This window comes from Bacillus sp. N13C7 (genome assembly GCF_026790065.1).
Classification (GTDB): Bacteria; Bacillota; Bacilli; order Bacillales; family Bacillaceae; genus Bacillus.
In genome coordinates this window covers 190,087-214,176 of sequence record NZ_JALAMO010000001.1, presented here as the reverse complement: position 1 = coordinate 214,176, position 24,090 = coordinate 190,087, and the positions used below count along the sequence as shown (strand labels likewise).

Sequence of the window (24,090 nt, the reverse complement as noted above, 5' to 3'; positions counted from 1 at the left end):
CACTTTTCGCTGTATATACCAGTGTATCATAACAGCGGGAGGCTCGTCTTTCCATTCATTTAATAAACGTGTTATGATAAGAACTAGGATTCTCGCGGAATGGAGGAGAAACGTTGTCTGACGGCAAAAAAACAAAAACAACCGTTGACATTTACGGCCAGCACTTCACCATTGTCGGTGAAGAAAGCAGGGCCCATATGAGGTATGTCGCCGGAATTGTTGATGATAAAATGAGAGAAATCAATGAAAAAAATCCATACCTTGATATAAATAAACTTGCAGTGCTGACAGCGGTAAATGTGGTGCACGATTATGTCAAATTACAAGAGAAATATGAAAAACTGGAGCGTCAGCTTAAAGAAAAGGATTGAACAACTATGCTAGATATCATCATCTTAATCTTGCTCCTGATGGGGACTTTACTGGGATTAAAACGCGGTTTTATCCTGCAGTTTATCCGCTTGACGAGCTTTATTTTATCGATCGCCTTTGCGGCTTTATTTTATAAAAATGTGGCGCCGCATTTAAAGTGGATTCCCGCACCTGATTTTTCAGCGGGACAGCCGGCTCTTTCTTTTTTTACGGGAAATTTGGAAGCAGCCTACTATAATGCGATTGCGTTTATCATTTTATTTATTATCGCCAAAATCTTACTGAGAATCATAGGCTCATTCTTGAGTATTGTAGCCGGCATTCCAGTGATTAAACAAATCAACCAGGTGCTGGGGGCCGTTCTTGGTTTTCTTGAAGTCTATTTATTTACATTTGTGCTGCTGTATGTCGCATCCGTGCTTCCGGTAGATGCTTTACAGCAAATGATGGGGCAATCGTCTCTCGCAAATGTGATCATTAACCATACACCGTATTTGTCAGGGCTTCTACAAGAGCTATGGACACAATACGGGGCATAAAAAACTTCTCTTGTCCGGAGAAGTTTTTTTCAAGTATGATGGAAACATATGTGAAGGTCTGGGGGTTATAGTATGCATAAAAAAGATATTATCCGGCTGCTTGAAACCATTGCAGTCTACATGGAACTCAAGGGGGACAACCCGTTTAAAGTATCTGCCTTCCGAAAAGCTGCGGCTGCCCTGGAACAGGATGACCGCAGTTTATCAGAAATGGACGATATGATGTCGCTGTCCGGCATTGGAAAAGGAACGTACAGCGTTATTAAAGAGTATATAGATGAAGGAAAATCAAGCACGCTCGAATCGCTGCAAAAAGAAGTGCCGGAAGGGCTCGTGCCTTTATTGAAGCTGCCGGGGCTCGGCGGCAAAAAAATCGCAAAGCTGTATAAAGAGCTCGGCGTACATGATGCAGAATCTCTGAAGGAAGCCTGTGAACAGCAAAAGGTACAAGGTCTTGCGGGCTTCGGCAAAAAATCAGAAGAAAAAATATTACAGGCGCTCGGTGAAGCCGGAAAACAGCCTGAACGCTTTCCGATCGGTTACGCCCTCCGGATCGCCCGGGACATTGAAGAGCATCTTTCTCAATTTACGGATATCATCAAATTTTCCCGTGCCGGAAGTCTCCGCAGAGCGCGGGAAACGGTGAAGGATCTGGACTATATCATTGCCACAGATCACCCGGCTGAAGTAAGAGAGCAGCTTCTTGCACTGCCAAACATCAAAAGCGTGATCGCGAGCGGAGATACGAAGGTGTCCGTCATCCTTTCGTTTGAATATGAAACAAGCGTCGATTTCCGTCTTGTGACGGAGGAGCAGTTTCCGACAACACTCCATCATTTTACAGGATCAAAGGATCACAACATTAAAATGCGCCAAATCGCGAAAGAACGCGGTGAGCGGATCAGTGAATACGGCGTTGAGACGGTTGAAACCGGAGATATCAAAACATTTCCGAGTGAACGTGAATTTTATGCGCACTTCGGCCTGCCGCTGATTCCGCCCGAGCTCCGTGAAAGCGGGCAAGAAGTGGAAACCTACAGCGACAGCATTAAATTGATAGAGCCCGGGCAAATCAAGGGAGATCTCCACATGCACTCAACGTGGAGCGATGGCGCGTTTTCGATCAGAGAGATGGCTGAAGCATGCATGGAAAAAGGCTATCAATACATGGCCATCACCGATCACTCGCAATATTTAAAGGTTGCCAACGGGCTGACTGCAGAAAGACTCAAGCAGCAGGCAAAGGAAATTGACGCGCTGAATGCTGAGTTTGAGAATTTCCGGATCCTAAAAGGCGTCGAGATGGATATCCTGCCAGATGGCACGCTTGATTATGATGATGATGTGCTGGCTGAAATGGATATCGTCATTGCATCGATTCATTCCAGCTTTAATCAGCCGGAACACGTCATTATGAAACGGCTTGAAACGGCATTGACAAACAAGCATGTTGACATTATCGCCCACCCGACAGGACGCCTGATCGGCAGACGGGCCGGTTACGAAATTGATATTGATAAGCTGATTGAGCTTGCGAAGAAAACCAATACGGCGCTTGAACTTAACGCCAACCCTGCGCGCCTCGATCTGCGCACTGAACATTTAATCAAAGCAAACGAACAAGGGGTCACATTGGTCATTAATACCGATGCCCATAATATTGAGATGTTAGACGATATGAAAACCGGCGTTACTGCCGCGCGCAAAGGATGGACGGAAACGAAAAACGTTCTGAATGCCCGGTCACTTGAAGATGTAGAGGCATTCCTGAAGCGCAACGATTAAGTAAGGAGGCTCACACAATCGTGCAGCAAAAAGTATTATCAGCTCTTGAATTTCATAAAGTGAAAGAACAGGTTATTGAGCACGCCGCTTCATCGCTCGGAAAAGAAATGCTTCTCGAGCTTAAGCCTTCTGCTTCTATAGACGAAATCAAAAAGCAGCTGGATGAAGTAGACGAAGCTTCTGCCATTATCCGGCTGAGAGGGCAGGCGCCATTTGGCGGTCTTGCTGATATTAGAGGAGCGTTAAGACGGGCGGAAATCGGCAGCGTTCTCAGTCCCTCAGAATTCACTGAAATCTCAGGCCTGCTTTACGCAGTTAAGCAAATGAAACATTTTATTAGCCAAATGGCAGAAGACGGCGTCGACATTCCGCTGATCCATCAGCATGCTGAACAGCTTATCACGCTGTCCGATTTAGAACGGGACATTAATTCCTGCATCGATGACCACGGAGAAGTGCTTGATCATGCGTCGGAAACATTAAGAGGAATCCGCACACAGCTCAGAACACTCGAATCGAGAATCAGAGACCGATTAGAGTCAATGCTGCGCTCCTCCTCCGCTTCAAAAATGCTGTCTGATACGATCGTTACGATTCGGAATGACCGCTTTGTGATCCCGGTCAAACAAGAGTACAGATCAAGCTACGGCGGTATTGTGCATGACACCTCTTCCTCAGGCGCGACGCTGTTCATTGAACCGCAGGCGATTGTAGATATGAATAACGCGCTTCAGCAGGCGAAAGTCAAAGAAAAACAAGAAATTGAACGGATTTTGCGTGTGCTGACAGAGAAGACGGCGGAACACACAGAAGAGCTCTTTCAGGATTTGCGCGTGTTACAGACGCTTGACTTCATTTTTGCAAAAGCTAGATACGCAAAAGCGGTCAAAGCGACAAAACCGATCATGAACGACAACGGCTTTATCCGTTTGAAAAAAGCCCGCCACCCATTGCTTCCGCCTGATCAAGTGGTTGCCAATGACATCGAGCTCGGCGGCGATTTTTCAACCATTGTCATTACAGGGCCAAACACCGGGGGGAAAACAGTCACCCTTAAAACATTAGGCCTGTTAACCTTGATGGCGCAATCCGGTCTTCATATTCCCGCAGATGAAGGGTCGGAAGCCGCGGTATTTGAGCATGTGTTCGCTGATATCGGCGATGAACAGTCGATTGAGCAAAGCTTAAGTACGTTTTCATCTCATATGGTGAACATTGTCAGCATTTTAGAACAGGTCAATGAAAACAGCCTGGTGCTTTTCGATGAGCTGGGCGCAGGGACAGACCCGCAGGAAGGGGCAGCCCTCGCCATGAGCATCTTGGATGACGTTCACCGCACCAATGCCAGAGTGTTAGCAACGACGCACTATCCGGAATTGAAGGCGTACGGCTATAACAGAGAAGGCGTGATGAATGCCAGTGTCGAATTTGACATCGAAACACTGTCACCGACCTATAAACTTTTAATTGGTGTGCCGGGACGAAGCAACGCCTTCGAAATTTCAAAACGCCTCGGACTTCCGGATCATATCATCGGACAGGCGAAGTCAGAAATGACAGCCGAGCATAACGAAGTCGATACGATGATTGCATCGCTCGAACAGAGCAAAAAACGTGCGGAAGAAGAGCTTTCCGAAACAGAATCAATCAGAAAGGAAGCAGAAAAGCTGCATAAAGAACTGCAGCAGCAAATCATCGAACTCAACAGCAAAAAAGACAAAATGCTTGAAGAGGCTGAACAGCAAGCGGCTGAAAAAGTAAAAGCGGCAACAAAAGAAGCCGAAGACATTATTCATGAATTGCGCTCCATAAAAGAAGAACACAAATCCTTCAAGGATCACGAGCTGATCAACGCGAAGAAACGGTTAGAAGGCGCGATGCCGACTTTTGAAAAGTCTAAGAAACCGGAAAAACCGAAAACACAAAAACGCGACTTCAAGCCTGGTGATGAGGTAAAAGTCCTCACTTTCGGGCAAAAAGGAACACTGCTCGAGAAAACCGGCGGCAATGAATGGAATGTTCAAATCGGCATTTTAAAAATGAAAGTAAAAGAAAAGGACCTGGAGTTTATCAAATCAGCTCCGGAACCAAAAAAAGAAAAAATCATTACGGCGGTCAAAGGAAAGGACTACCACGTTTCGCTTGAACTTGACCTTCGCGGTGAACGCTATGAAAATGCCCTCAGCCGTGTTGAAAAATACTTGGATGATGCAGTGTTAGCCGGATATCCAAGAGTGTCAATCATCCACGGAAAAGGAACCGGCGCTTTAAGAAAAGGCGTGCAGGATCTCCTGAAAAACCACCGCAGCGTCAAAAGCTCCCGTTTCGGTGAAGCGGGTGAGGGAGGATCAGGCGTTACGGTTGTTGAACTAAAATAAAAGGGAGTATGGCCATGAGTGATTTTTGGGAAAACGAGCTTGTGGAAATCGCGGCGTATTACAGTGTCGCGGTTCTCTGCCTCGTCCTCTTTTTGACTGTGTTTGAGCTGGTGACAGCTTATAAAAACTGGGAAGAGATTCAAAAAGGAAATCTTGCGGTGGCAATGGCGACCGGCGGAAAAATTTTGGGAATCGCAAACGTGTTTCAGCATTCCATCACCCAGCACAATTCGCTGCTGCAAATGATCGGCTGGGGCGTGTACGGGTTTGTTATGCTTTTGATCAGCTACTTCATTTTTGAGTTTTTGACTCCGCGGTTTAAAATTGATCAGGAAATCGAGAATGATAACCGGGCTGTCGGCTTTATTTCATTTGTCATTTCTGTCGGGCTTTCATTTGTGGTGGCAGCCGGAATATAAGGGGACGGATAGTAGATGGAAAAGCTTGCAAAAATACTGCTCGCCACGGCGGGAATTTTTATGTTAATTGGTCTTATTTATCTGTTCGTATGATGAGAAAAAGAAAGATTTTCTTTCTTTTTCTTTTTTTTGCCGTCCATCTGCTATAATGATAGGGTGGAACTCTAAATCCGAAAGGGGAGGTTTTATGCAGTCTCAAAAGCCGTGGCTTGCCGAGTATCCCGACGATATCCCGCATGAGCTTCCATTGCCGAACCAAACCCTGCAATCCATCCTGACAGACTCCGCCGCACGATTCCCTGAAAAAACTGCCATATCTTTCTTTGGAAAAAAAATCACCTTTCATGACATTCTGACGGATGCTCTTAAACTCGCAGCTTTTTTGCAGTGCAATGGCCTGCAAAAAGGAGACAGAGTGGCTGTCATGCTGCCCAATTGCCCGCAAGCTGTGATTTCTTATTACGGCGTCTTATTTGCCGGCGGCATCGTGGTGCAGACAAATCCGCTCTATACCGAGCGTGAGCTTGAATACCAGCTGAGAGATGCGGAGGCAAGCGTGATCATCACCCTAGATTTGCTTTTCCCGAAGGCAATAAAAATGAAAACGCTGTCAATAGTCGATCAGATTTTGATCACAAGCATAAAAGACTATTTGCCTTTTCCAAAGAATATTCTATACCCGCTGACGAAAAAACAGAAAGTGCACGTCGATTTTGACAAAAAAGCTAACATTCACACGTTCGCCTCCAGCATGAAGCGGGAGAAAACTGAACTTTTAACAATCCCGAAGATCGATCCTGAACATGATATCGCTGTTCTCCAATATACCGGAGGGACTACAGGAGCTCCAAAAGGGGTTATGCTCACGCACCGGAATATTTTAGCCAATACCGAAATGTGCGCCGCTTGGATGTACGACGTGAAGGAAGGTGCTGAAAAAGTGCTTGGCATCGTACCGTTTTTTCACGTTTACGGGCTGACCGCGGTGATGAATTATTCGATTAAGCAAGGCTTCGAAATGATTCTTCTGCCTAAATTTGATCCGCTTGAAACGCTCAAAATTATCGACAAACAAAAACCGACGCTCTTTCCAGGTGCGCCGACGATTTACATCGGCCTTTTGCATCACCCTGATTTGAAGCAATATGATCTGTCATCCATTAAAAGCTGTCTCAGCGGATCAGCCGCGCTCCCTGTTGAGGTAAAGCAGAAATTTGAAAAGGTGACTGGCGGAAAGCTTGTGGAAGGCTATGGTTTGTCTGAGGCATCCCCAGTGACGCACGCCAATTTTATCTGGGGGAAAAACAAGCCAGGCAGTATCGGCTGTCCTTGGCCGAGTACTGACGCAGCGATTTATTCTGATGAAACAGGTGAGTTTGCCGCTCCTTATGAGCATGGAGAAATCATCGTCAAAGGTCCGCAAGTTATGAAAGGATATTGGAACAAACCGGAGGAAACCGCAGCTGTACTGAGAGACGGCTGGCTGTTCACCGGTGACATGGGCTATATGGATGAAGAGGGCTTTTTCTATATTGCTGACAGGAAGAAGGACATCATTATCGCAGGAGGCTATAATATTTATCCGCGTGAAGTCGAAGAAGTGCTTTATGAGCATGAAGCCATCCAGGAAATTGTCGTTGCAGGTGTCCCTGATTCCTACAGGGGAGAAACAGTTAAAGCATTTGTCGTGTTAAAGAAAGGTGAAAAAGCCAATGCGGAAGAACTGGACGCTTTTGCCAGATCCCGGCTGGCTCCCTATAAAGTGCCGAAAGCCTACGAGTTCAGAAAAGAGCTGCCGAAAACGGCGGTCGGAAAAATTTTAAGACGGCGTTTACTCGAAGAAGAAATTGAAAATCAGCACATCAAATAACATAAGAAAAAGAGAACACCTTTGAATAAACTTGACAAAGCCAAAAATCCTTTTTATCATGAAATTATGAATGAATAGTCATTCATTTCTATAGGAAGGAACGATGAACATTGAAGCAAAAACGGCCAAAGTATATGCAGATTATTGATGCAGCAGTAGAAGTCATTGCGGAAAACGGCTACCATCAGTCACAGGTATCCAAAATTGCCAAACAAGCCGGAGTAGCGGATGGCACCATCTATCTCTATTTCAAAAACAAAGAAGACATTTTAATTTCTCTTTTCAAAGAAAAAATGGGCCAATTTATTGAGCGGATGGAAGAGGACATAAAAGAAAAGACAACAGCGAAAGAGAAGCTGGCGCTTGTGATTTCAAAGCATTTTTCCCTTTTGGCGGGTGACCATAATCTCGCGATTGTCACTCAGCTGGAGCTCCGCCAGTCCAACTTGGAGCTGCGCCAGAAAATCAATGAAATATTAAAAGGCTACTTAAATATTTTGGATGGCATTTTAACGGAAGGCATACAAACAGGCGAATTAAAAAAAGGCCTCGATGTCCGCCTCGCCCGGCAGATGATTTTTGGAACGATTGACGAAACCGTGACGACTTGGGTGATGAATGACCAAAAATACGATCTCGCCTCCTTGTCAGACAGCGTATTAGAATTGTTGGTATCCGGAATTCACAATAAGTAAAGGAGTTCTGTCCTATGAATGCAATATCACTGGCAGTTGATCAATTTGTGGCAGTTTTAACGATTCACAATCCGCCGGCAAATGCGCTTTCCAGCCGGATATTAGAAGAGCTGTCCTCCTGTCTTGATCAATGTGAGACAGATGCAGGTGTACGAAGCATTATCATTCACGGCGAGGGAAGATTTTTCTCAGCCGGTGCTGATATTAAGGAATTTACATCGCTTAAAGGCAATGAGGATTCCTCCCAACTCGCTGAGCGCGGCCAGCAGCTGATGGAAAGAATTGAAGGCTTCCCGAAACCGATTATCGCAGCGATTCACGGCGCTGCTCTCGGAGGCGGGCTGGAGCTTGCGATGGCTTGTCATATCAGAATCGCGGCAGAAGATGCCAAGCTGGGGCTCCCGGAACTTAACCTCGGTATCATTCCGGGTTTTGCGGGAACACAGCGTCTTCCAAGGTATATCGGTACAGCCAAAGCACTTGAGCTCATCGGATCAGGAGAACCGATATCCGGAAAAGAAGCGCTTGACCTCGGACTTGTGTCAATTGGAGCAAAAGATGAAGCAGAAGTGCTTGAGAAAGCCAAAGCGCTTGCCGCTAAGTTTGCAGAAAAAAGCCCGCAAACGCTGGCATCTCTGCTTGAGCTTCTTTATTCAAACAAGGTGTATTCCTATGAAGGCAGTTTAAAGCTTGAAGCAAAGCGGTTTGGAGAAGCATTTGAGTCAGAGGACGCCAAAGAAGGCATCCAGGCATTTCTCGAAAAAAGAAAGCCTCAGTTCAAAGGCGAATAAAAGGGGATATGATCATGAATCTATTTGTACTGATGAAGCGGACGTTTGACACAGAAGAAAAAATCGTCATTGAAGCAGGAAAGATTCAGGATGACGGAGCGGAATGGATCATTAATCCATACGACGAGTATGCAATAGAGGAAGCCATCCAGCTGAAGGAAAAGCACGGCGGCACGATTACTGCCATCACTGTCGGCGGTGAAGAAGCGGAGAAGGAATTGCGTACAGCGCTTGCCATGGGGTGTGACCAAGCCGTTTTAATCAACATAGAAGATGATCTCGAAGAACCCGACCAATATTCGATTTCTCAAGTTTTATACCACTATATGAAGGACCAGGAGTTTGATTTGATTCTTGGCGGAAATGTTGCCATCGACGGAGGATCAGGACAAGTGGCGCCCCGGCTTGCCGAGCTTCTGGACATTCCATGCGTCACAACAATCACCAAACTGGAAATCAACGGCACTGATGCAGAAGCAGAAAGGGATGTCGAAGGGGATGTTGAAAAAATCAAAACGACACTCCCATTGCTGGTGACAGCTCAGCAGGGCTTAAACGAACCACGCTATCCATCACTTCCGGGAATTATGAAGGCCAAGAAAAAACCGCTTGAAGAGCTGGAGCTTGATGATTTAGATCTGGACGAAGAGGATGCCGAACCGAAGCTGAAAACCATTGAACGTTTTCTGCCGCCGAAAAAAGAAGCCGGGAAGCTTCTCCAAGGTGAGCCTGCCGAACAGGCAAAAGAGCTCGTCTCATTGCTCCGCAGCGAAGCGAAAGTCATTTAAAGCTTGGACATTCAAAGAAACAGGGGGATGTTAGAATGGGAAAAAAAGTGATTGTACTCGGGGAAATTCGCGACGGAGAATTGCGGAATGTCACCTTTGAAGCAATAGCTGCAGGAAGAACCATTTCAGGTGATGGAGAAGTCATCGGAGTTCTGGTCGGCGAAAACGTACAAAGCCTCGCAGAAGAGCTTATCCATTACGGAGCCGATAGAGTTCTTACCGCCGAAGATCCGAAGCTGAAAGCATATACGGCAGACGGATACAGCCAGGTCATGAGGGCCATTATTGACAAAGAAAAGCCTGATTCTGTCATATGCGGGCACACGGCAATGGGCAAGGACCTTTCACCGAAGCTTGCCGCCCGGCTGCAAACAGGCTTAATTTCTGATGCTACAGATGTAAGCGTTACCGGAGAAAACATCATATTCACGAGGCCGATTTATTCGGGGAAAGCATTTGAACGCGTCATTTCAACCGATCCGCTGCTTTTTGCAACGATTCGCCCCAATAACATTCAAGCTTCAGAAAAAGACATCAGCAGGTCGGGGAGCATCGAAAGCATTGATGTTTCTCTTACTGACCTCCGCACTGTTATCCAAGAGGTCGTGAAAAAAACAGCTGACGGCGTTGATCTCTCCGAAGCAAAAATTATCGTTGCGGGCGGCCGCGGAGTCAAAAGCAAGGAAGGATTTCAGCCGCTGCAGGAGCTTGCTGAGGTGCTGGGAGCAGCAGTGGGAGCCTCTCGCGGAGCGTGTGACGCAGATTATTGTGATTACGCTCTTCAAATCGGGCAGACCGGGAAGGTCGTCACCCCTGATTTGTACATCGCCTGCGGCATTTCCGGCGCCATCCAGCATTTGGCCGGCATGTCAAACAGCAAGGTAATTGTCGCCATTAATAAAGATCCCGAAGCAGATATTTTTAAAATAGCGGATTACGGGATTGTAGGCGATTTATTTGAAGTCGTTCCGTTATTAACTGAGGAATTTAAACAATTAAAGATACACTCGTAAAGAAAACCCCGGACTGCTGAAGTTCGGGGTTTTATTTTTTTCAAAAAATACATACGTACAAATAAAAAGTTTAGGAAAAATGTCGTTGACATGTACGAACATATATAATATGGTTACTTTAAAAGCGCTTACATTCATGCTGACTCCTCAGGCAAAAGACAGATCACATATTTGACTGTGGTGCTTTTCATATTCGTATGAAAGGAATGATCAGGCATGTCTGAACATCAAGCAGTGATCCAAACAGATATCGTAAAAGGAACCATTAACAAAAATATATACGGTCATTTTGCAGAGCATTTAGGAAGAGGGATTTATGAAGGGATTTGGGTCGGGAAGGACTCAAACATTCCCAATATAAACGGAATACGAAAGGATGTGCTGGAAGCGCTCAAACAGCTGCACATTCCTGTCCTCAGATGGCCGGGCGGGTGTTTTGCGGACGAATACCACTGGGCAAACGGTGTCGGTGACCGTAAGACGATGCTTAATACGCACTGGGGCGGAACGATTGAATCAAATGAATTCGGAACGCATGAATTCATGATGCTTTGCGAGCTGCTGGAATGTGAGCCTTATATTTGCGGCAATGTCGGAAGCGGAACCGTTCAGGAAATGGCGGAATGGATCGAGTATATGACGTTTGAAGCCGGCACGCCGATGTCAGACTGGAGAAAACAAAATGGAAGAGAAGAGCCTTGGAAGCTGAAATATTTCGGCGTGGGCAATGAGAACTGGGGCTGCGGCGGCAACATGCACCCTGAATACTACGCAGATCTGTACCGGCGTTTTCAAACCTATGTCCGCAATTACAGCGGCAATGAATTATATAAAATTGCCGGCGGTGCAAATGTAGATGACTTTAATTGGACCGACGTGCTCATGAAAAAAGCCGCTGGCCTGATGGACGGATTGAGCCTCCATTATTACACGATTCCGGGTGATTTCTGGAAGGGTAAAGGGTCAGCAACAGAATTCACAGAGGATGAATGGTTTATCACGATGAAAAAAGCCAAATACATCGATGAATTGATTCAAAAGCATGGGACGATTATGGACCGGTATGATCCGGAGCAGCGGGTCGGGCTGATTATTGATGAATGGGGCACGTGGTTTGATCCTGAGCCAGGCACGAACCCTGGTTTCCTTTATCAGCAAAATACCATTCGCGATGCACTGGTTGCGGCATCTCATTTCCACATTTTCCATCAGCATTGCCGCCGGGTGCAAATGACCAACATCGCCCAAACAGTAAACGTTCTTCAAGCGATGATTTTGACTGAGGGAGAGCAAATGCTTTTGACACCGACGTACCATGTATTTGATATGTTCAAGGTGCACCAGGACGCTTCTCTCTTAGACACAGAGACAATGTCTGCCGATTATGAATGGAAGGGCGAAACGCTGCCGCAAATCAGCATTTCAGCATCGAAGCAAGCCCAAGGCGATATCCATATCACGATCTGCAACATCGATCACCAAAACAAAGCAGAGGCTGAGATTGAGCTGAGAGGCTTTCACAAGACAGCGGACCATTCCGGAGTCATTCTCACGGCAGAAAAAATGAATGCGCATAATACGTTTGACGATCCTCATCACGTCAAACCGGAATCTTTCAGCCGCTATACGCTCAACAAAAACAAATTGAAAGTAAAACTGCCGCCAATGTCAGTCGTCCTACTCACACTGCATGCTGATTCTTAAACTTTGCGAGAGCGCCGCTTCATGCCGGCGCTCTTTTTCAGGTTTTAAAACAGCTTCGGCAGGGCATGGTAAAGTACATGACAGTGAAGAGGAGATGTGACCCTATGCTTCGTACCATTTTAATGATTATTGGGGCTATTGTAGTGATCGGAGCCATTATAAGATTTGTGTTTTAATGAAAGCTGACATATCCCATTCAATCCAGATAAAAATGAGTAAACCGGTTGTGATCAGGAAAAAATAATTTGTAAGCATTAAAATAGCGTGAACGAATGGGAGATGCTATACTAAAAATCATCATTTCACAATTGGAGGAATTCAATAATGGCTATCGTAAAAGCAACTGATCAATCTTTCTCAGCTGAAACAAGCGAAGGCGTCGTACTGGCAGACTTCTGGGCTCCTTGGTGCGGACCTTGTAAAATGATTGCACCTGTTCTTGAAGAACTTGATCAAGAAATGGGAGACAAACTGAAAATCGTAAAAATCGACGTGGATGAGAACCAAGAAACTGCCGGAAAATACGGCGTTATGAGCATCCCGACACTTCTCGTGTTAAAAGACGGCGAAGTAGTTGAAACTTCAGTCGGCTTCAAACCGAAAGAAGCGCTTCAAGAGCTTGTAAACAAACATCTTTAATTTTCGGCTGCTTACATGCCAGAGCGATTCCGATGGAGGGATCGCTTTTTTTATTCGCCAATCGTGAATCATAGAGAAAAACAAACGTTCGTGTTAAACTGGAAATAAAGGATTAAACATAAGGAAGGGTAACATATGAACAAACAACTGAAAGAAAAACTCGCCCTCCTTCCCGATCAGCCCGGGTGTTATCTCATGAAGGACCGGCAGCAGACTGTGATCTACGTAGGAAAAGCAAAGGTGCTGAAAAACAGAGTGCGCTCCTACTTCACCGGTTCTCACGATGCGAAAACACAAAGGCTTGTGACGGAAATCGAGGATTTTGAATATATCGTGACGTCCTCCAATCTTGAAGCGCTTATTTTAGAAATGAATCTCATCAAAAAGCATGATCCGAAATACAACGTCATGCTCAAAGACGACAAAACCTATCCTTTCATAAAACTCACCCATGAACGCCACCCAAGGCTGATTGTCACCCGCAATGTCAAAAAAGACAAAGGGCGCTATTTCGGGCCGTACCCGAATGTACAGGCAGCAAGGGAAACAAAAAAACTGCTCGACCGGCTGTATCCACTCAGAAAATGCTCCAAGCTGCCGGACAGAGTGTGCCTTTACTATCACCTGGGCCAATGTCTCGCTCCGTGCGTAAAGGACATTTCCGAAGAGACGAACAGAGAGCTGGTTGAGAGCATTACCCGTTTCTTAAAGGGCGGCTATAATGAGGTCAAAAAAGAACTTGAAGAGAAAATGCGTGAAGCTGCCGAGAATCTTGAGTTTGAACGGGCAAAAGAGTTTCGTGACCAAATCGCCCATATTGAGTCAACGATGGAAAAACAAAAAATGACGATGAACGATCTAGTCGACCGTGACGTATTTGCCTACGCATATGATAAAGGCTGGATGTGCGTACAGGTCTTTTTCATCCGCCAAGGGAAGCTCATTGAACGCGATGTCAGCATGTTTCCGCTCTATCAGGAAGCAGATGAAGAGTTTCTTACATTCATCGGGCAATTCTATTCAAAAAACAACCACTTCCTTCCGAAAGAAATTTTGGTGCCGGACAGCGTAGATCAATCCATGATTGAGCAGCTGCTGGAAACAAACGTCCACCAACCTAAGAAAGGCCCGAAGAAAGAACTGCTCATGCTGGCCCATAAAAATGCGAAAATAGCGCTGAAAGAAAAATTCTCCTTAATCGAACGGGATGAGGAACGTTCCATCGGTGCTGTGCAAAAACTGGGAGATGCATTAAATATTTATACGCCTTACAGAATTGAAGCGTTTGATAACTCAAACATACAGGGGACAAATCCGGTTTCCGCGATGATCGTGTTTATCGACGGCAAACCGAACAAAAAGGAATACCGCAAATATAAAATCAAAACCGTTACAGGGCCGGATGATTACGGTTCGATGAGAGAGGTTGTCAGAAGACGCTATACGAGAGTGCTTCGTGAAAACCTGCCGCTGCCTGATCTGATCATCATCGACGGAGGAAAAGGGCAGATCAATGCTGCAAGGGATGTCATTGAAAATGAACTCGGCTTAGATATCCCGATCGCCGGTTTAGCGAAAGACGAAAAGCACAGAACCTCAAATTTACTGATCGGGGATCCGTTGGAGGCGGTGTATCTGGAGCGAAACAGCCAGGAATTTTACCTCCTGCAGCGGATTCAGGACGAGGTGCACCGTTTTGCGATCAGCTTTCACAGGCAAATCCGCGGAAAAAGCGCGTTTCAATCCGTATTGGACGACATCCCGGGTATCGGGGAGAAAAGAAAGAAAATGCTGTTAAAGCATTTCGGTTCCGTAAAAAAAATGAAGGAAGCAAGCCTTGAGGACATCAAAAAAGCGGGCGTTCCCTCAGCGGCGGCTCAACTTCTTTACGAAAAATTGCAAAAATAATGTTGTCCTTTTAAAAAAGATCTGATAAAATGTGAACTAATTTCAAAGTTAGATCGTGTTATATGGTGAAGATAGAGGTGCGAACTTCAAGAGTAAGCCTTTGGAGAAAGATGGATTCTGTGAAAAAGGCTGAAAGGGGAGCGTCGCCGAAGCAAATAAAACCCCATCGGTATTATTTGCTGGCCGTGCATTGAATAAATGTAAGGCTGTCAAGAAATCATTTTCTTGGAGGGCTATCTCGTTGTTCATAATCATTCATGATGATTAATTGATTAGCAATGAGAGCAATTCCTCTCATTGCTTTTTTTATTGTGGACAAAGCGCTCTTTCTCCTCACCCGCACGAACCAAAATGTAAAGGGTGGTAATACATGGGTCTTATCGTACAAAAATTCGGAGGGACTTCCGTCGGCTCAGTCGAAAAAATTCAAAATGCGGCAAACCGCGCGATTGCTGAAAAACAGAAAGGCCATCAAGTCGTTGTTGTCGTTTCGGCTATGGGAAAATCCACTGACGAATTGGTCAGCCTTGCAAAAGCAATTTCTGACCAGCCGAGCAAACGTGAAATGGATATGCTGCTGGCAACAGGCGAGCAGGTTACCATTTCCCTGCTTTCAATGGCACTGCAGGAAAAAGGCTATGACGCTGTGTCCTATACTGGCTGGCAGGCGGGAATCCGCACGGAAGCCGTTCACGGGAACGCCAGAATTACAGATATCGACACTTCGGTTTTAGCAGATCAGCTTGAGCAAGGAAAGGTTGTTATTGTCGCAGGATTCCAAGGCATGACGGAGGATTGTGAAATCACGACATTGGGCCGGGGCGGTTCAGATACAACAGCAGTTGCTTTGGCTGCCGCATTAAAAGCGGATAAATGTGACATTTACACAGACGTGCCCGGAGTGTTTACAACCGATCCGCGCTATGTGAAATCAGCGAGAAAGCTTGCCGGCATTTCATACGATGAAATGCTCGAGCTAGCCAATTTAGGCGCCGGCGTTCTTCATCCGAGAGCCGTTGAATTCGCAAAAAATTACCAAGTGCCTTTAGAAGTGCGTTCAAGCACAGAAACAGAAGCGGGAACATTAATTGAGGAGGAATCATCCATGGAGCAAAATTTAATTGTCAGAGGCATTGCGTTCGAAGATCAAATCACACGGGTAACCATTTACGGGCTGACTGGCGGCCTGACAACTTTGTCTACTATTTTTACAACGCTTGCCAAAAGAAACATTAACGTGGATATCATTATCCAAACGCAGGCCGGAGACAATCAGACCGGAATTTCCTTCTCTGTCAAAACAGAAGACGCAGACCAAACCGTTGCGGTGCTTGAAGAATATAAAGACGCGCTTGAATACGAAAAAATTGAGACAGAAAGCAAATTGGCTAAAGTCTCCATTGTCGGATCCGGGATGGTCTCAAACCCTGGTGTAGCGGCTGAAATGTTTGCTGTACTGGCGGAAAAAAACATTTTAATCAAAATGGTCAGCACATCTGAAATCAAAGTGTCAACAGTGGTAAGCGAAAATGACATGGTGAAAGCAGTCGAAGCGCTCCACGATGCATTTGAGCTTTCAAAACACCCTTCAGCTGTGTAATGGCAATCAAAAAGGCGGGACTATGCAGTCACCGCCTTTTTGATTACACTGGGTCTTTCATATCCCATTTCACAGTCAGAACCACTTTATCGGCTCTCTTTTTCACTTGTTCATATGATTCGGCAATCTGATCATTCATTAATTGAATTTGTTCAGCGATAAAACCGGCTTCCAGCTGAAAGCAAGGTTCTTTCTGATGTTTAAGCCGGTTGGAAATGATCGGCCCCTCAAGTTCAAATTCAAGCTCCTGTTTTTTAGCGCTTACGTTGGTGAGAGTTCCCCAGCCTGCTTCTTCAAAGAAGGCCGGAAATTCCTCCCATGATTCAAGAGGAAACTTACGGGCGAGATGTTTTCCAGCCCAATACATCATGGAAGAGTAATCTTGGCCAAGCATATCTGGGAGAACGATCTCTCGTATTAGTTCGTAGGCATAGGCGTTCATTTCAATTTCTTTTAGGTGATCAATAGATGCTTCATATTTAGACTTCATATCTGTCTCCCCTCTCTCCTTCGTATATTATAGCCCAAACAGGGGGGAGGATTACAGAATGATCCTGTAATTCTAATGAAAAATTAAGCAGAAATATATATTGATAAAATAAAATTTTTAAATCAACTAATCAATTCGGAAAATTATAATTTATGTACGCGTTTTCTTGACGCCCTTTTGAGGGAGGAGTAAAATGAAATTGTCAATAAATCTTAATAAAGTGCTTACAATTGAAAGAAGTGGGGGAAGAGATTTAGCACATTTTGCACTTATCAAACAGGGGGTAAAGTAATGTCTGGGAACAGAGAGTTTTATTTTCGAAGATTGCATTCCTTGCTTGGCGTTATACCGGTCGGCATCTTTCTCATTCAGCATTTAGTCGTCAACCAGTTTGCCGCAAGGGGCGCTGAAGCATTCAATAATGCTGCTCATTTTATGGATAGTCTGCCTTTCAGGTATGCTTTGGAAATTTTTATTATCTTCTTACCATTAATTTATCATGCAGTTTATGGTGTGTACATAGCGTTTACTGCAAAAAATAACGCAGGCCAATACAGCTATATGAGAAACTGGCTCTTCGTCCTGCAGCGTGTAACCGGTATCATCACCCTCATTTTTGTAAGCTGGCACGTGTGGGAGACCCGCATTGCCGCACAAATGGGCGCTGAAGTCAATTTCGATATGATGGCGAATATTTTAAGCTCTCCGGCTATGCTTGGCTTTTACATTGTCGGTGTTTTATCAACAATTTTCCACTTCTCGAACGGTTTATGGTCTTTCGCTGTTACATGGGGCATCACGGTAACGCCTCGTTCTCAAAGAATTTCGACATACGTTACGCTGATTATCTTTGTTGCACTGTCATACGTAGGCTTAAAAGCGATTTTTGCATTTGTATAAGAGTACTAGATTACTAGAGGGAGAGGGGCTATCATGAGTCAATCAAGCATTATCGTAGTCGGCGGGGGTCTTGCCGGCCTCATGGCGACAATTAAAGCAGCGGAATCAGGAATGGCGGTTAAGCTGTTTTCCATCGTTCCTGTCAAACGTTCTCATTCAGTTTGTGCGCAAGGCGGCATAAACGGAGCGGTCAATACAAAAGGGGAAGGTGACTCTCCGTGGGAACATTTTGATGATACGGTATATGGGGGAGACTTTCTTGCCAACCAGCCGCCAGTCAAAGCGATGTGTGAAGCGGCGCCTTCGATCATCCACTTATTAGACCGGATGGGCGTTATGTTTAACCGGACGCCTGAAGGGCTCCTTGATTTCCGCCGATTCGGGGGTACACAGCACCACAGAACAGCTTATGCGGGTGCGACGACGGGGCAGCAGCTTCTTTACGCACTGGACGAGCAAGTGCGCAGATACGAAGTTGCGGGTCTGGTCACAAAATACGAAGGCTGGGAATTCCTTGGCGCTGTATTAGATGATGACAGAACCTGCCGCGGAATTGTGGCGCAAAACCTGACAAACATGCAAATTGAATCCTTCCGTTCTGACGCTGTCATTATGGCGACGGGCGGACCGGGAATCATTTTTGGAAAGTCAACTAACTCCATGATTAATACAGGATCTGCTGCATCAATCGTTTATCAGCAGGGAGCGTATTATGCAAACGGAGAATTCATTCAAATCCACCCGACAGCCATACCGGGTGATGACAAACTAAGACTGATGAGTGAATCAGCGCGCGGTGAAGGCGGACGCGTGTGGACATATAAAGACGGTAAACCGTGGTATTTCCTGGAGGAAAAATATCCGGCTTACGGAAACCTGGTGCCGCGTGATATTGCGACACGCGAAATATTTGATGTATGTGTAAACCAGAAGCTCGGCATTAACGGCGAAAACATGGTGTATCTCGATCTGTCTCATAAAGATCCGAAAGAGCTTGACATTAAGCTTGGCGGTATCATTGAGATTTATGAGAAATTCATGGGAGACGACCCGCGGAAGCTTCCGATGAAAATCTTCCCGGCGGTCCATTATTCTATGGGCGGTTTATGGGTGGATTACGATCAAATGACAAACATCTCTGGGCTGTTTGCAGCTGGAGAATGTGATTACTCTATGCACGGCGGCAACCGTTTGGGAGCAAACTCCCTGCTCTCCGCAATTTACGGAGGAATGGTGGCTGGACCGAATGCGGTGAAATATGTAAACGGCTTAGAATCTTCTGCAGAAGACATGTCTTCATCTTTATTCGACGCTCACGTCAAAAAAGAAGAAGAAAAATGGGCTGAGATTATGAGTATGGACGGAACCGAAAATGCTTATGTTCTTCACAAAGAGCTCGGTGAGTGGATGACGGCGAACGTAACGGTTGTCCGCCATAATGACAAGCTTTTGAAAACGGATGACAAAATTCAGGAATTAATGGAGCGGTTTAAAAAGATCAACATCAATGACACGACAAAATGGAGCAACCAGGGGGCAATGTTCACACGCCAGTTCTCGAACATGCTTCAGCTTGCGAGGGTGATTACCCTTGGCGCTTACAACCGCAATGAAAGCAGGGGCGCCCATTATAAACCGGATTATCCTGAACGTAATGATGATGAATGGCTCAAAACAACAATGGCTAAACATGTAAGCCCGTATGAAGCGCCAGAATTTGAGTATCAGGATGTCGATGTCTCTCTGATAGCGCCTCGGAAACGGGATTACTCGAAGAAGAAGGTGGCGAAATAATCATGAGTGAGAAAAAGACCATACGATTTATTATCACACGTCAAGATACAGCCGACAGCACGCCTTACGATGAAGAATTTGAGATTCCATACCGCCCGAACCTGAACGTCATTTCCGCTCTGATGGAAATTCGCCGGAACCCGGTTAACGCGAAAGGTGAAAAGACAACCCCTGTTACATGGGATATGAACTGTCTTGAAGAAGTATGCGGCGCATGTTCAATGGTCATAAACGGAAAGCCCCGCCAGTCTTGTACGGCACTTATCGACCAGCTTGAACAGCCGATCCGCTTAAAACCAATGAAAACATTCCCAGTCGTGCGTGATTTACAGGTCGACCGCAGCAGAATGTTTGATTCATTGAAAAAAGTAAAAGCATGGATACCGATTGACGGTACGTACGATTTAGGACCGGGACCGAGAATGCCGGAAAAACGCCGTCAATGGGCATATGAATTGTCAAAATGTATGACGTGCGGCGTATGCCTCGAAGCCTGTCCGAATGTGAACAGCAAATCGAAGTTCATGGGACCGGCACCGATGTCTCAAGTCCGCCTGTTTAACGCACATCCGACAGGCGCCATGAATAAATCTGACCGGTTAGAAGCATTGATGGATGAAGGCGGCCTTGCAGATTGCGGCAACTCGCAAAACTGCGTTCAATCCTGTCCGAAAGGCATTCCGCTCACCACTTCAATTGCAGCCTTAAACAGAGATACAAACTTACAAGCGTTCCGCAATTTCTTCGGAAGCGACAGAGTCTAAGAAGAAAAAACCTCTTCCGCATGGGAGAGGTTTTTTTAACAATAAGGAGATGAGTAAAGATGAAGCTTCCCGCATATATTGATATGCCGTTTCAAGAATGGAAAGCGTCCTTTTCTTTTTTTAATGAAGTATCCGTGCGATTTTCCGAGACGGACATGTTTGGCCATATGAATAATGTAACCCCTTTTATATATTTTGAGGAGGCACGGATTTCTTATTTTAAAAGGCTGAACATGATGAATCAAAACAAACAGACCATGACAGTCGTGGCGAGCCAGCAATGCGATTATCTGCGCCAAGTCATGCCTTATGAAGAGCTTCGCATCTATGTGAAAACAAGTGCCGTCGGCAGCTCATCACTTACCTTGCATTATCTCGGAGAAAACAGCAAGGGCGAGCCCTGCTTCACCGGAGCAGTCGTGATGGTCCAAATCTCCAAGGAAAACGGCAAGGCTGTCAGCTGGACGGATGAAGAAAAAGAAACGCTTCTCCATACACGATAAACTAATTCTTTTGTAAACGTCACCTCCTGCGCCCTTCTTACATATGATATCTCGACTATATCAAAACCCATTCGTTTCTGATTCGCTCTCACCTTAGCAAGGAGGGTTACAATACTTGAAGGAGAAAGAATTTCAATCGAAGCCGCTGCTAACGAAAAGAGAAAGAGAAGTGTTCGAATTGCTCGTTCAAGATAAGACAACAAAGGAGATTGCAAGCGAGCTATTTATCAGTGAGAAAACCGTTCGAAACCATATTTCAAATGCCATGCAGAAATTGGGTGTGAAAGGGCGTTCGCAAGCCGTTGTTGAGCTTCTTAGAATGGGTGAGCTAGAGCTTTAATCCTTGCCGGTATTCCTTCTTTTCAGGAAGGAGCCGGTTATTGCTGTTTGTTCGGTTAGTTCGAGCCATGCAGAATTTAGATGGCCAAGTGTGAACCGAATTTTTATACGTCATGTTGTTTGCCTAAAGTCCTCTGTTTTCTCTCCCGCGAGTCTTGCATTTTCTTCAAAAAAGAAGGAAAATAGACACGGAACGCTTTTCTGCGTAAGAGATCCTTGAGTGAGGGATGGACAAATGACATCAAAACCTTTGGAGCATGTTGCGGACATTGAAAAGTCACTCCGCCACATTGCCGCGATCATTAAGCAAAAAGGACGAGAAATCCTTAATCAATATGCGATTACGCCGCCGCAATTTGTCGGCCTGCAATGGCTTTATGAATTAGGAGATATGACAATCGGCGAACTATCTGGCAAAATGTATTTGGCATGCAGCACGACAACGGACTTAATCGACCGCATGCAAAAAAATGAGCTTGTCGAGCGGGTCAAGGACCCGGCCGACAGACGTGTTGTCCGGATACATCTGCTGCCTGAAGGAGAACGGATTATCCAAGAGGTCATTACAAAAAGACAGGAATATCTGCGTGATATGTTCGAAACGTTTACAGATGAAGAAATAGCCATCTTCGAAAAATCATTGATGAAACTGCAGCATGAAATGAAGAGAAAATGAGGCGATTTTGTTGGAGCAACCAATAGGAGTCATTGATTCCGGGGTTGGCGGTTTAACCGTTGCAAAGGAAATCATGAGACAGCTACCAAAAGAAAATATTATCTACGTTGGGGACACAAAACGGTGTCCATACGGTCCGCGTCCTGAAGAAGAAGTGCTTCAATATACGTGGGAGCTGACGAATTATTTACTCGAAAACCACCATATCAAAATGCTCGTGATCGCCTGCAACACAGCAACAGCGATCGCATTAGAAGACATCCAGCGCAGCGTTGGCATACCGGTGGTCGGAGTGATCCAGCCGGGTGCGAGAGCAGCGATAAAAGTGACGGGGAATCAGCATATCGGTGTCATCGGCACAGAGAATACAATTAAGAGCAATGCGTACGAAGAGGCACTTTTGGCATTAAATCCTGACCTGAAGGTTGAGAACCTTGCCTGTCCTCTGCTTGTGCCTTTTGTGGAAAGCGGGAAGTTTCTCGACAAAACAGCAGACGAGATTGTCAAAGCATCGCTGCATCCGTTAAAAGACACATCGATTGATTCGCTGATCTTAGGCTGTACCCATTATCCGATTTTAAAAGATGCCATTCAGCGATATATGGGAGAGCACGTAAACATCATTTCGTCCGGCGATGAAACAGCCCGGGAAGTCAGTACGATTCTCTCATATAAAGGGCTGCTGAATCAGTCCCCGTTTGCCCCGGACCATCAGTTCCTGACAACAGGAGAACGTGATCAGTTTGCGAAAATCGCGGACGATTGGTTTGGCCATGAGGTGGGCCATGTGGAATGCATCTCACTGCAAGAACCGATTAGAAGATAGTTTTGCCCGCAACGGTATGTTGCGGGTTTTTTCTGTTTTGCCGGAATTCTTCGGTCTATTTCCTAAAGAGGCTCGTATACATAATAGTACAAACATCCTTAGGAGGGAAAAGTATGCTGAAAAAAGGACCTGCAGTCATTGGTGCCACTTGTCTCACCTCTGCCTTGCTTTTATCCGGATGCGGTTTGTTTCAATCTGATAAGGCGGCCGAGGAAATTGATCCGCCTCAAGACGTTACATTCGTGAACGATGAAGCGGGTGCCAATTCAAATACAACAGCAGCCGAAAAAACAGAAAGTAAAAAAAGTGATACCGCAAAAGCGGATCAAGCCTCATCTACTGTCATGAGGGAGCTTTATCTCATTGATAAAAACGGGTATGTCGTTGCGCAAACGCTGCCTCTTCCGAAAAGTGAGAGCACGGCCAAGCAGGCGCTTGAATACCTCGTACAGGGCGGTCCTGTGTCAGAAATTCTCCCGAATGGCTTCAGAGCTGTATTGCCGGCTGACACAACCGTTAACGTTGACATCAAAAAAGATGGGACTGCGATAGCTGATTTCTCTAATGAATTCAAAAATTATAAGAAAGAAGACGAACAGAAAATCGTTCAATCTGTGACGTGGACGCTGACGCAATTCAGTTCGATAGATAAAGTGAAGCTGAGAATCAACGGGCATGAACTGAAGGAGATGCCTGTGGGAGGAACGCCGATCTCAGATGATTTAAGCCGCAAAGACGGCATTAATTTAGAAACTGCCGGTGTAAATGATCTCACTGCGACCCACCCGCTGACAGTCTACTATTTGGCGGAAAACGAAGACAGTGAATACTACGTGCCGGTGACGAAACGAATCGACAATTCGGAAAAAGACGACATTACAGCAGCCATCAATGAATTGGCCAAAGGCCCAAGCAAGGTGAGCGGGCTGTTAACGGATTTTAGTGAAGACGTAAAGCTGGTCAGCAAGCCGAAAATCAAAGATGGGCGTGTGACGTTAGATTTCAATCAATCTATATTCGGCAGCGCTGATGAAAAGACGAAGATGATTTCTTCAGAAGTACTGAACAGCATTGTGCTAACGTTAACAGAACAGCCGGAAGTAAAAAGCGTCTCTGTTAAAGTGAACGGAAAATCAGAGCTTGTAAATGAAAAAGGCGAAAAGCTCACAGAACCGGTCTCCAGACCTTCTCAAGTGAATACGGGTAGTTTTTAAATTGGGATTTTTGATATACTAGAAAGAAAGAGGTTAGCGTTCCGGCTGCCTCTTTCTTTATTCAATTCCGGGACAAAAATGGT

The 24,090-nt window shown here is 45.5% G+C and carries 23 protein-coding genes and 1 riboswitch; of the genes, 22 read left to right on the top strand and 1 reads right to left on the bottom strand.

Going from position 1 to position 24,090, the window contains the following annotated elements; translation table 11 throughout:
- Positions 1 to 113: 113 nt before the first annotated feature.
- The 14 genes from zapA to MOB98_RS01040 all read left to right on the top strand — a co-directional run bounded on the left by zapA (position 114) and on the right by MOB98_RS01040 (position 16,501).
- Positions 114 to 371 carry a cell division protein ZapA gene (zapA, locus tag MOB98_RS01105; RefSeq protein WP_003222476.1) on the top strand — a complete coding sequence of 86 codons (258 nt, stop codon included), beginning with the start codon at positions 114 to 116 and terminating at the stop codon, positions 369 to 371.
- Between the two features lie 6 nt (positions 372 to 377).
- Positions 378 to 911 carry a CvpA family protein gene (locus MOB98_RS01100; protein WP_268359083.1) on the top strand — a complete coding sequence of 178 codons (534 nt, stop codon included), beginning with the start codon at positions 378 to 380 and terminating at the stop codon, positions 909 to 911.
- Positions 912 to 983: 72 nt separating this feature from the next.
- Positions 984 to 2,696: a DNA polymerase/3'-5' exonuclease PolX gene (polX, locus tag MOB98_RS01095; protein WP_268367072.1), complete on the top strand. Its 1,713-nt coding sequence runs from the start codon at positions 984 to 986 to the stop codon at positions 2,694 to 2,696.
- A 20-nt stretch (positions 2,697 to 2,716) separates the two neighbouring features.
- Entirely contained in the window at positions 2,717 to 5,074 is a 2,358-nt protein-coding gene (locus MOB98_RS01090; protein ID WP_268359085.1) for an endonuclease MutS2, read from the top strand.
- Positions 5,075 to 5,088: 14 nt separating this feature from the next.
- Positions 5,089 to 5,493 (top strand): DUF350 domain-containing protein, encoded by a 405-nt coding sequence (locus tag MOB98_RS01085; protein ID WP_268359086.1) that lies wholly within the window; start codon positions 5,089 to 5,091, stop codon positions 5,491 to 5,493.
- A gap of 187 nt (positions 5,494 to 5,680) precedes the next feature.
- Entirely contained in the window at positions 5,681 to 7,363 is a 1,683-nt protein-coding gene (lcfA, locus tag MOB98_RS01080) for a long-chain-fatty-acid--CoA ligase LcfA (protein WP_268359087.1), read from the top strand.
- Positions 7,364 to 7,473: 110 nt separating this feature from the next.
- A complete protein-coding gene (fadR, locus tag MOB98_RS01075) occupies positions 7,474 to 8,058 on the top strand; it encodes a fatty acid metabolism transcriptional regulator FadR (protein ID WP_268359090.1) in 585 nt (194 codons plus the stop codon).
- 14 nt (positions 8,059 to 8,072) lie between these two features.
- Positions 8,073 to 8,849, top strand: coding sequence for an enoyl-CoA hydratase (locus tag MOB98_RS01070; RefSeq protein WP_268359093.1), 777 nt, complete (start codon positions 8,073 to 8,075; stop codon positions 8,847 to 8,849).
- Between the two features lie 14 nt (positions 8,850 to 8,863).
- A complete protein-coding gene (gene etfB / locus MOB98_RS01065) occupies positions 8,864 to 9,637 on the top strand; it encodes an electron transfer flavoprotein subunit beta (RefSeq protein WP_268359095.1) in 774 nt (257 codons plus the stop codon).
- A 35-nt stretch (positions 9,638 to 9,672) separates the two neighbouring features.
- Complete coding sequence (gene etfA / locus MOB98_RS01060; protein ID WP_268359098.1) at positions 9,673 to 10,650, top strand: electron transfer flavoprotein subunit alpha; 978 nt, start codon at positions 9,673 to 9,675, stop codon at positions 10,648 to 10,650.
- A gap of 216 nt (positions 10,651 to 10,866) precedes the next feature.
- Positions 10,867 to 12,354 carry an alpha-L-arabinofuranosidase AbfB gene (gene abfB / locus MOB98_RS01055; RefSeq protein WP_268359099.1) on the top strand — a complete coding sequence of 496 codons (1,488 nt, stop codon included), beginning with the start codon at positions 10,867 to 10,869 and terminating at the stop codon, positions 12,352 to 12,354.
- A gap of 324 nt (positions 12,355 to 12,678) precedes the next feature.
- Positions 12,679 to 12,993 carry a thioredoxin gene (gene trxA / locus MOB98_RS01050; RefSeq protein ID WP_003222500.1) on the top strand — a complete coding sequence of 105 codons (315 nt, stop codon included), beginning with the start codon at positions 12,679 to 12,681 and terminating at the stop codon, positions 12,991 to 12,993.
- Positions 12,994 to 13,128: 135 nt separating this feature from the next.
- Positions 13,129 to 14,901, top strand: a complete 1,773-nt coding sequence (gene uvrC / locus MOB98_RS01045) for an excinuclease ABC subunit UvrC (RefSeq protein WP_268359100.1) — start codon at positions 13,129 to 13,131, stop codon at positions 14,899 to 14,901.
- Positions 14,902 to 14,965: 64 nt separating this feature from the next.
- A riboswitch (Lysine riboswitch) is annotated at positions 14,966 to 15,145 on the top strand.
- 126 nt (positions 15,146 to 15,271) lie between these two features.
- Positions 15,272 to 16,501, top strand: a complete 1,230-nt coding sequence (locus tag MOB98_RS01040; RefSeq protein WP_268359101.1) for an aspartate kinase — start codon at positions 15,272 to 15,274, stop codon at positions 16,499 to 16,501.
- A 43-nt stretch (positions 16,502 to 16,544) separates the two neighbouring features.
- On the opposite strand, the gene MOB98_RS01035 is transcribed toward MOB98_RS01040, so the two are convergent.
- Positions 16,545 to 16,991 carry a YslB family protein gene (locus tag MOB98_RS01035; protein ID WP_268359102.1) on the bottom strand — a complete coding sequence of 149 codons (447 nt, stop codon included), beginning with the start codon at positions 16,989 to 16,991 and terminating at the stop codon, positions 16,545 to 16,547.
- A gap of 291 nt (positions 16,992 to 17,282) precedes the next feature.
- Here MOB98_RS01035 and sdhC point away from each other — a divergent pair, with 291 nt between their 5' ends.
- The 8 genes from sdhC (at position 17,283) to gerM (ending at position 24,007) form a co-directional block, all read left to right on the top strand.
- Positions 17,283 to 17,891 (top strand): succinate dehydrogenase cytochrome B558, encoded by a 609-nt coding sequence (gene sdhC, locus MOB98_RS01030; protein WP_003237652.1) that lies wholly within the window; start codon positions 17,283 to 17,285, stop codon positions 17,889 to 17,891.
- A gap of 33 nt (positions 17,892 to 17,924) precedes the next feature.
- Complete coding sequence (gene sdhA, locus MOB98_RS01025; RefSeq protein WP_268359103.1) at positions 17,925 to 19,685, top strand: succinate dehydrogenase flavoprotein subunit; 1,761 nt, start codon at positions 17,925 to 17,927, stop codon at positions 19,683 to 19,685.
- Positions 19,686 to 19,687: 2 nt separating this feature from the next.
- The gene (sdhB, locus tag MOB98_RS01020) at positions 19,688 to 20,449 is read left to right on the top strand and encodes a succinate dehydrogenase iron-sulfur subunit (protein ID WP_268359105.1); all 762 of its coding nucleotides are present in this window, start codon (positions 19,688 to 19,690) and stop codon (positions 20,447 to 20,449) included.
- 59 nt (positions 20,450 to 20,508) lie between these two features.
- Positions 20,509 to 20,952 carry an acyl-CoA thioesterase gene (locus tag MOB98_RS01015; protein WP_268359107.1) on the top strand — a complete coding sequence of 148 codons (444 nt, stop codon included), beginning with the start codon at positions 20,509 to 20,511 and terminating at the stop codon, positions 20,950 to 20,952.
- 115 nt (positions 20,953 to 21,067) lie between these two features.
- On the top strand, positions 21,068 to 21,292 hold the full coding sequence (gene gerE, locus MOB98_RS01010; RefSeq protein WP_003184172.1) for a spore germination transcription factor GerE: 225 nt from the start codon (positions 21,068 to 21,070) through the stop codon (positions 21,290 to 21,292).
- 234 nt (positions 21,293 to 21,526) lie between these two features.
- The gene (locus tag MOB98_RS01005) at positions 21,527 to 21,967 is read left to right on the top strand and encodes a MarR family winged helix-turn-helix transcriptional regulator (RefSeq protein ID WP_003222521.1); all 441 of its coding nucleotides are present in this window, start codon (positions 21,527 to 21,529) and stop codon (positions 21,965 to 21,967) included.
- A gap of 7 nt (positions 21,968 to 21,974) precedes the next feature.
- Positions 21,975 to 22,793 (top strand): glutamate racemase, encoded by an 819-nt coding sequence (gene racE, locus MOB98_RS01000; protein WP_268359110.1) that lies wholly within the window; start codon positions 21,975 to 21,977, stop codon positions 22,791 to 22,793.
- A 113-nt stretch (positions 22,794 to 22,906) separates the two neighbouring features.
- Positions 22,907 to 24,007 (top strand): spore germination protein GerM, encoded by a 1,101-nt coding sequence (gene gerM / locus MOB98_RS00995; protein ID WP_268359112.1) that lies wholly within the window; start codon positions 22,907 to 22,909, stop codon positions 24,005 to 24,007.
- The last annotated feature ends 83 nt before the right edge of the window (positions 24,008 to 24,090 follow it).

Bases quoted from the DNA above. Each gene is read 5' to 3' on its own strand.
- uvrC (WP_268359100.1), top strand. From the start codon at position 13,129: ATGAACAAACAACTGAAAGAAAAACTCGCCCTCCTTCCCGATCAGCCC.
- sdhA (WP_268359103.1), top strand. From the start codon at position 17,925: ATGAGTCAATCAAGCATTATCGTAGTCGGCGGGGGTCTTGCCGGCCTC.
- MOB98_RS01035 (WP_268359102.1), bottom strand. From the start codon at position 16,991: ATGAAGTCTAAATATGAAGCATCTATTGATCACCTAAAAGAAATTGAA.
- gerM (WP_268359112.1), top strand. From the start codon at position 22,907: ATGCTGAAAAAAGGACCTGCAGTCATTGGTGCCACTTGTCTCACCTCT.
- trxA (WP_003222500.1), top strand. From the start codon at position 12,679: ATGGCTATCGTAAAAGCAACTGATCAATCTTTCTCAGCTGAAACAAGC.
- abfB (WP_268359099.1), top strand. From the start codon at position 10,867: ATGTCTGAACATCAAGCAGTGATCCAAACAGATATCGTAAAAGGAACC.
- MOB98_RS01005 (WP_003222521.1), top strand. From the start codon at position 21,527: ATGACATCAAAACCTTTGGAGCATGTTGCGGACATTGAAAAGTCACTC.
- polX (WP_268367072.1), top strand. From the start codon at position 984: ATGCATAAAAAAGATATTATCCGGCTGCTTGAAACCATTGCAGTCTAC.
- sdhB (WP_268359105.1), top strand. From the start codon at position 19,688: ATGAGTGAGAAAAAGACCATACGATTTATTATCACACGTCAAGATACA.
- MOB98_RS01015 (WP_268359107.1), top strand. From the start codon at position 20,509: ATGAAGCTTCCCGCATATATTGATATGCCGTTTCAAGAATGGAAAGCG.
- MOB98_RS01100 (WP_268359083.1), top strand. From the start codon at position 378: ATGCTAGATATCATCATCTTAATCTTGCTCCTGATGGGGACTTTACTG.
- etfB (WP_268359095.1), top strand. From the start codon at position 8,864: ATGAATCTATTTGTACTGATGAAGCGGACGTTTGACACAGAAGAAAAA.
- etfA (WP_268359098.1), top strand. From the start codon at position 9,673: ATGGGAAAAAAAGTGATTGTACTCGGGGAAATTCGCGACGGAGAATTG.
- sdhC (WP_003237652.1), top strand. From the start codon at position 17,283: ATGTCTGGGAACAGAGAGTTTTATTTTCGAAGATTGCATTCCTTGCTT.
- lcfA (WP_268359087.1), top strand. From the start codon at position 5,681: ATGCAGTCTCAAAAGCCGTGGCTTGCCGAGTATCCCGACGATATCCCG.
- MOB98_RS01040 (WP_268359101.1), top strand. From the start codon at position 15,272: ATGGGTCTTATCGTACAAAAATTCGGAGGGACTTCCGTCGGCTCAGTC.
- MOB98_RS01070 (WP_268359093.1), top strand. From the start codon at position 8,073: ATGAATGCAATATCACTGGCAGTTGATCAATTTGTGGCAGTTTTAACG.
- MOB98_RS01085 (WP_268359086.1), top strand. From the start codon at position 5,089: ATGAGTGATTTTTGGGAAAACGAGCTTGTGGAAATCGCGGCGTATTAC.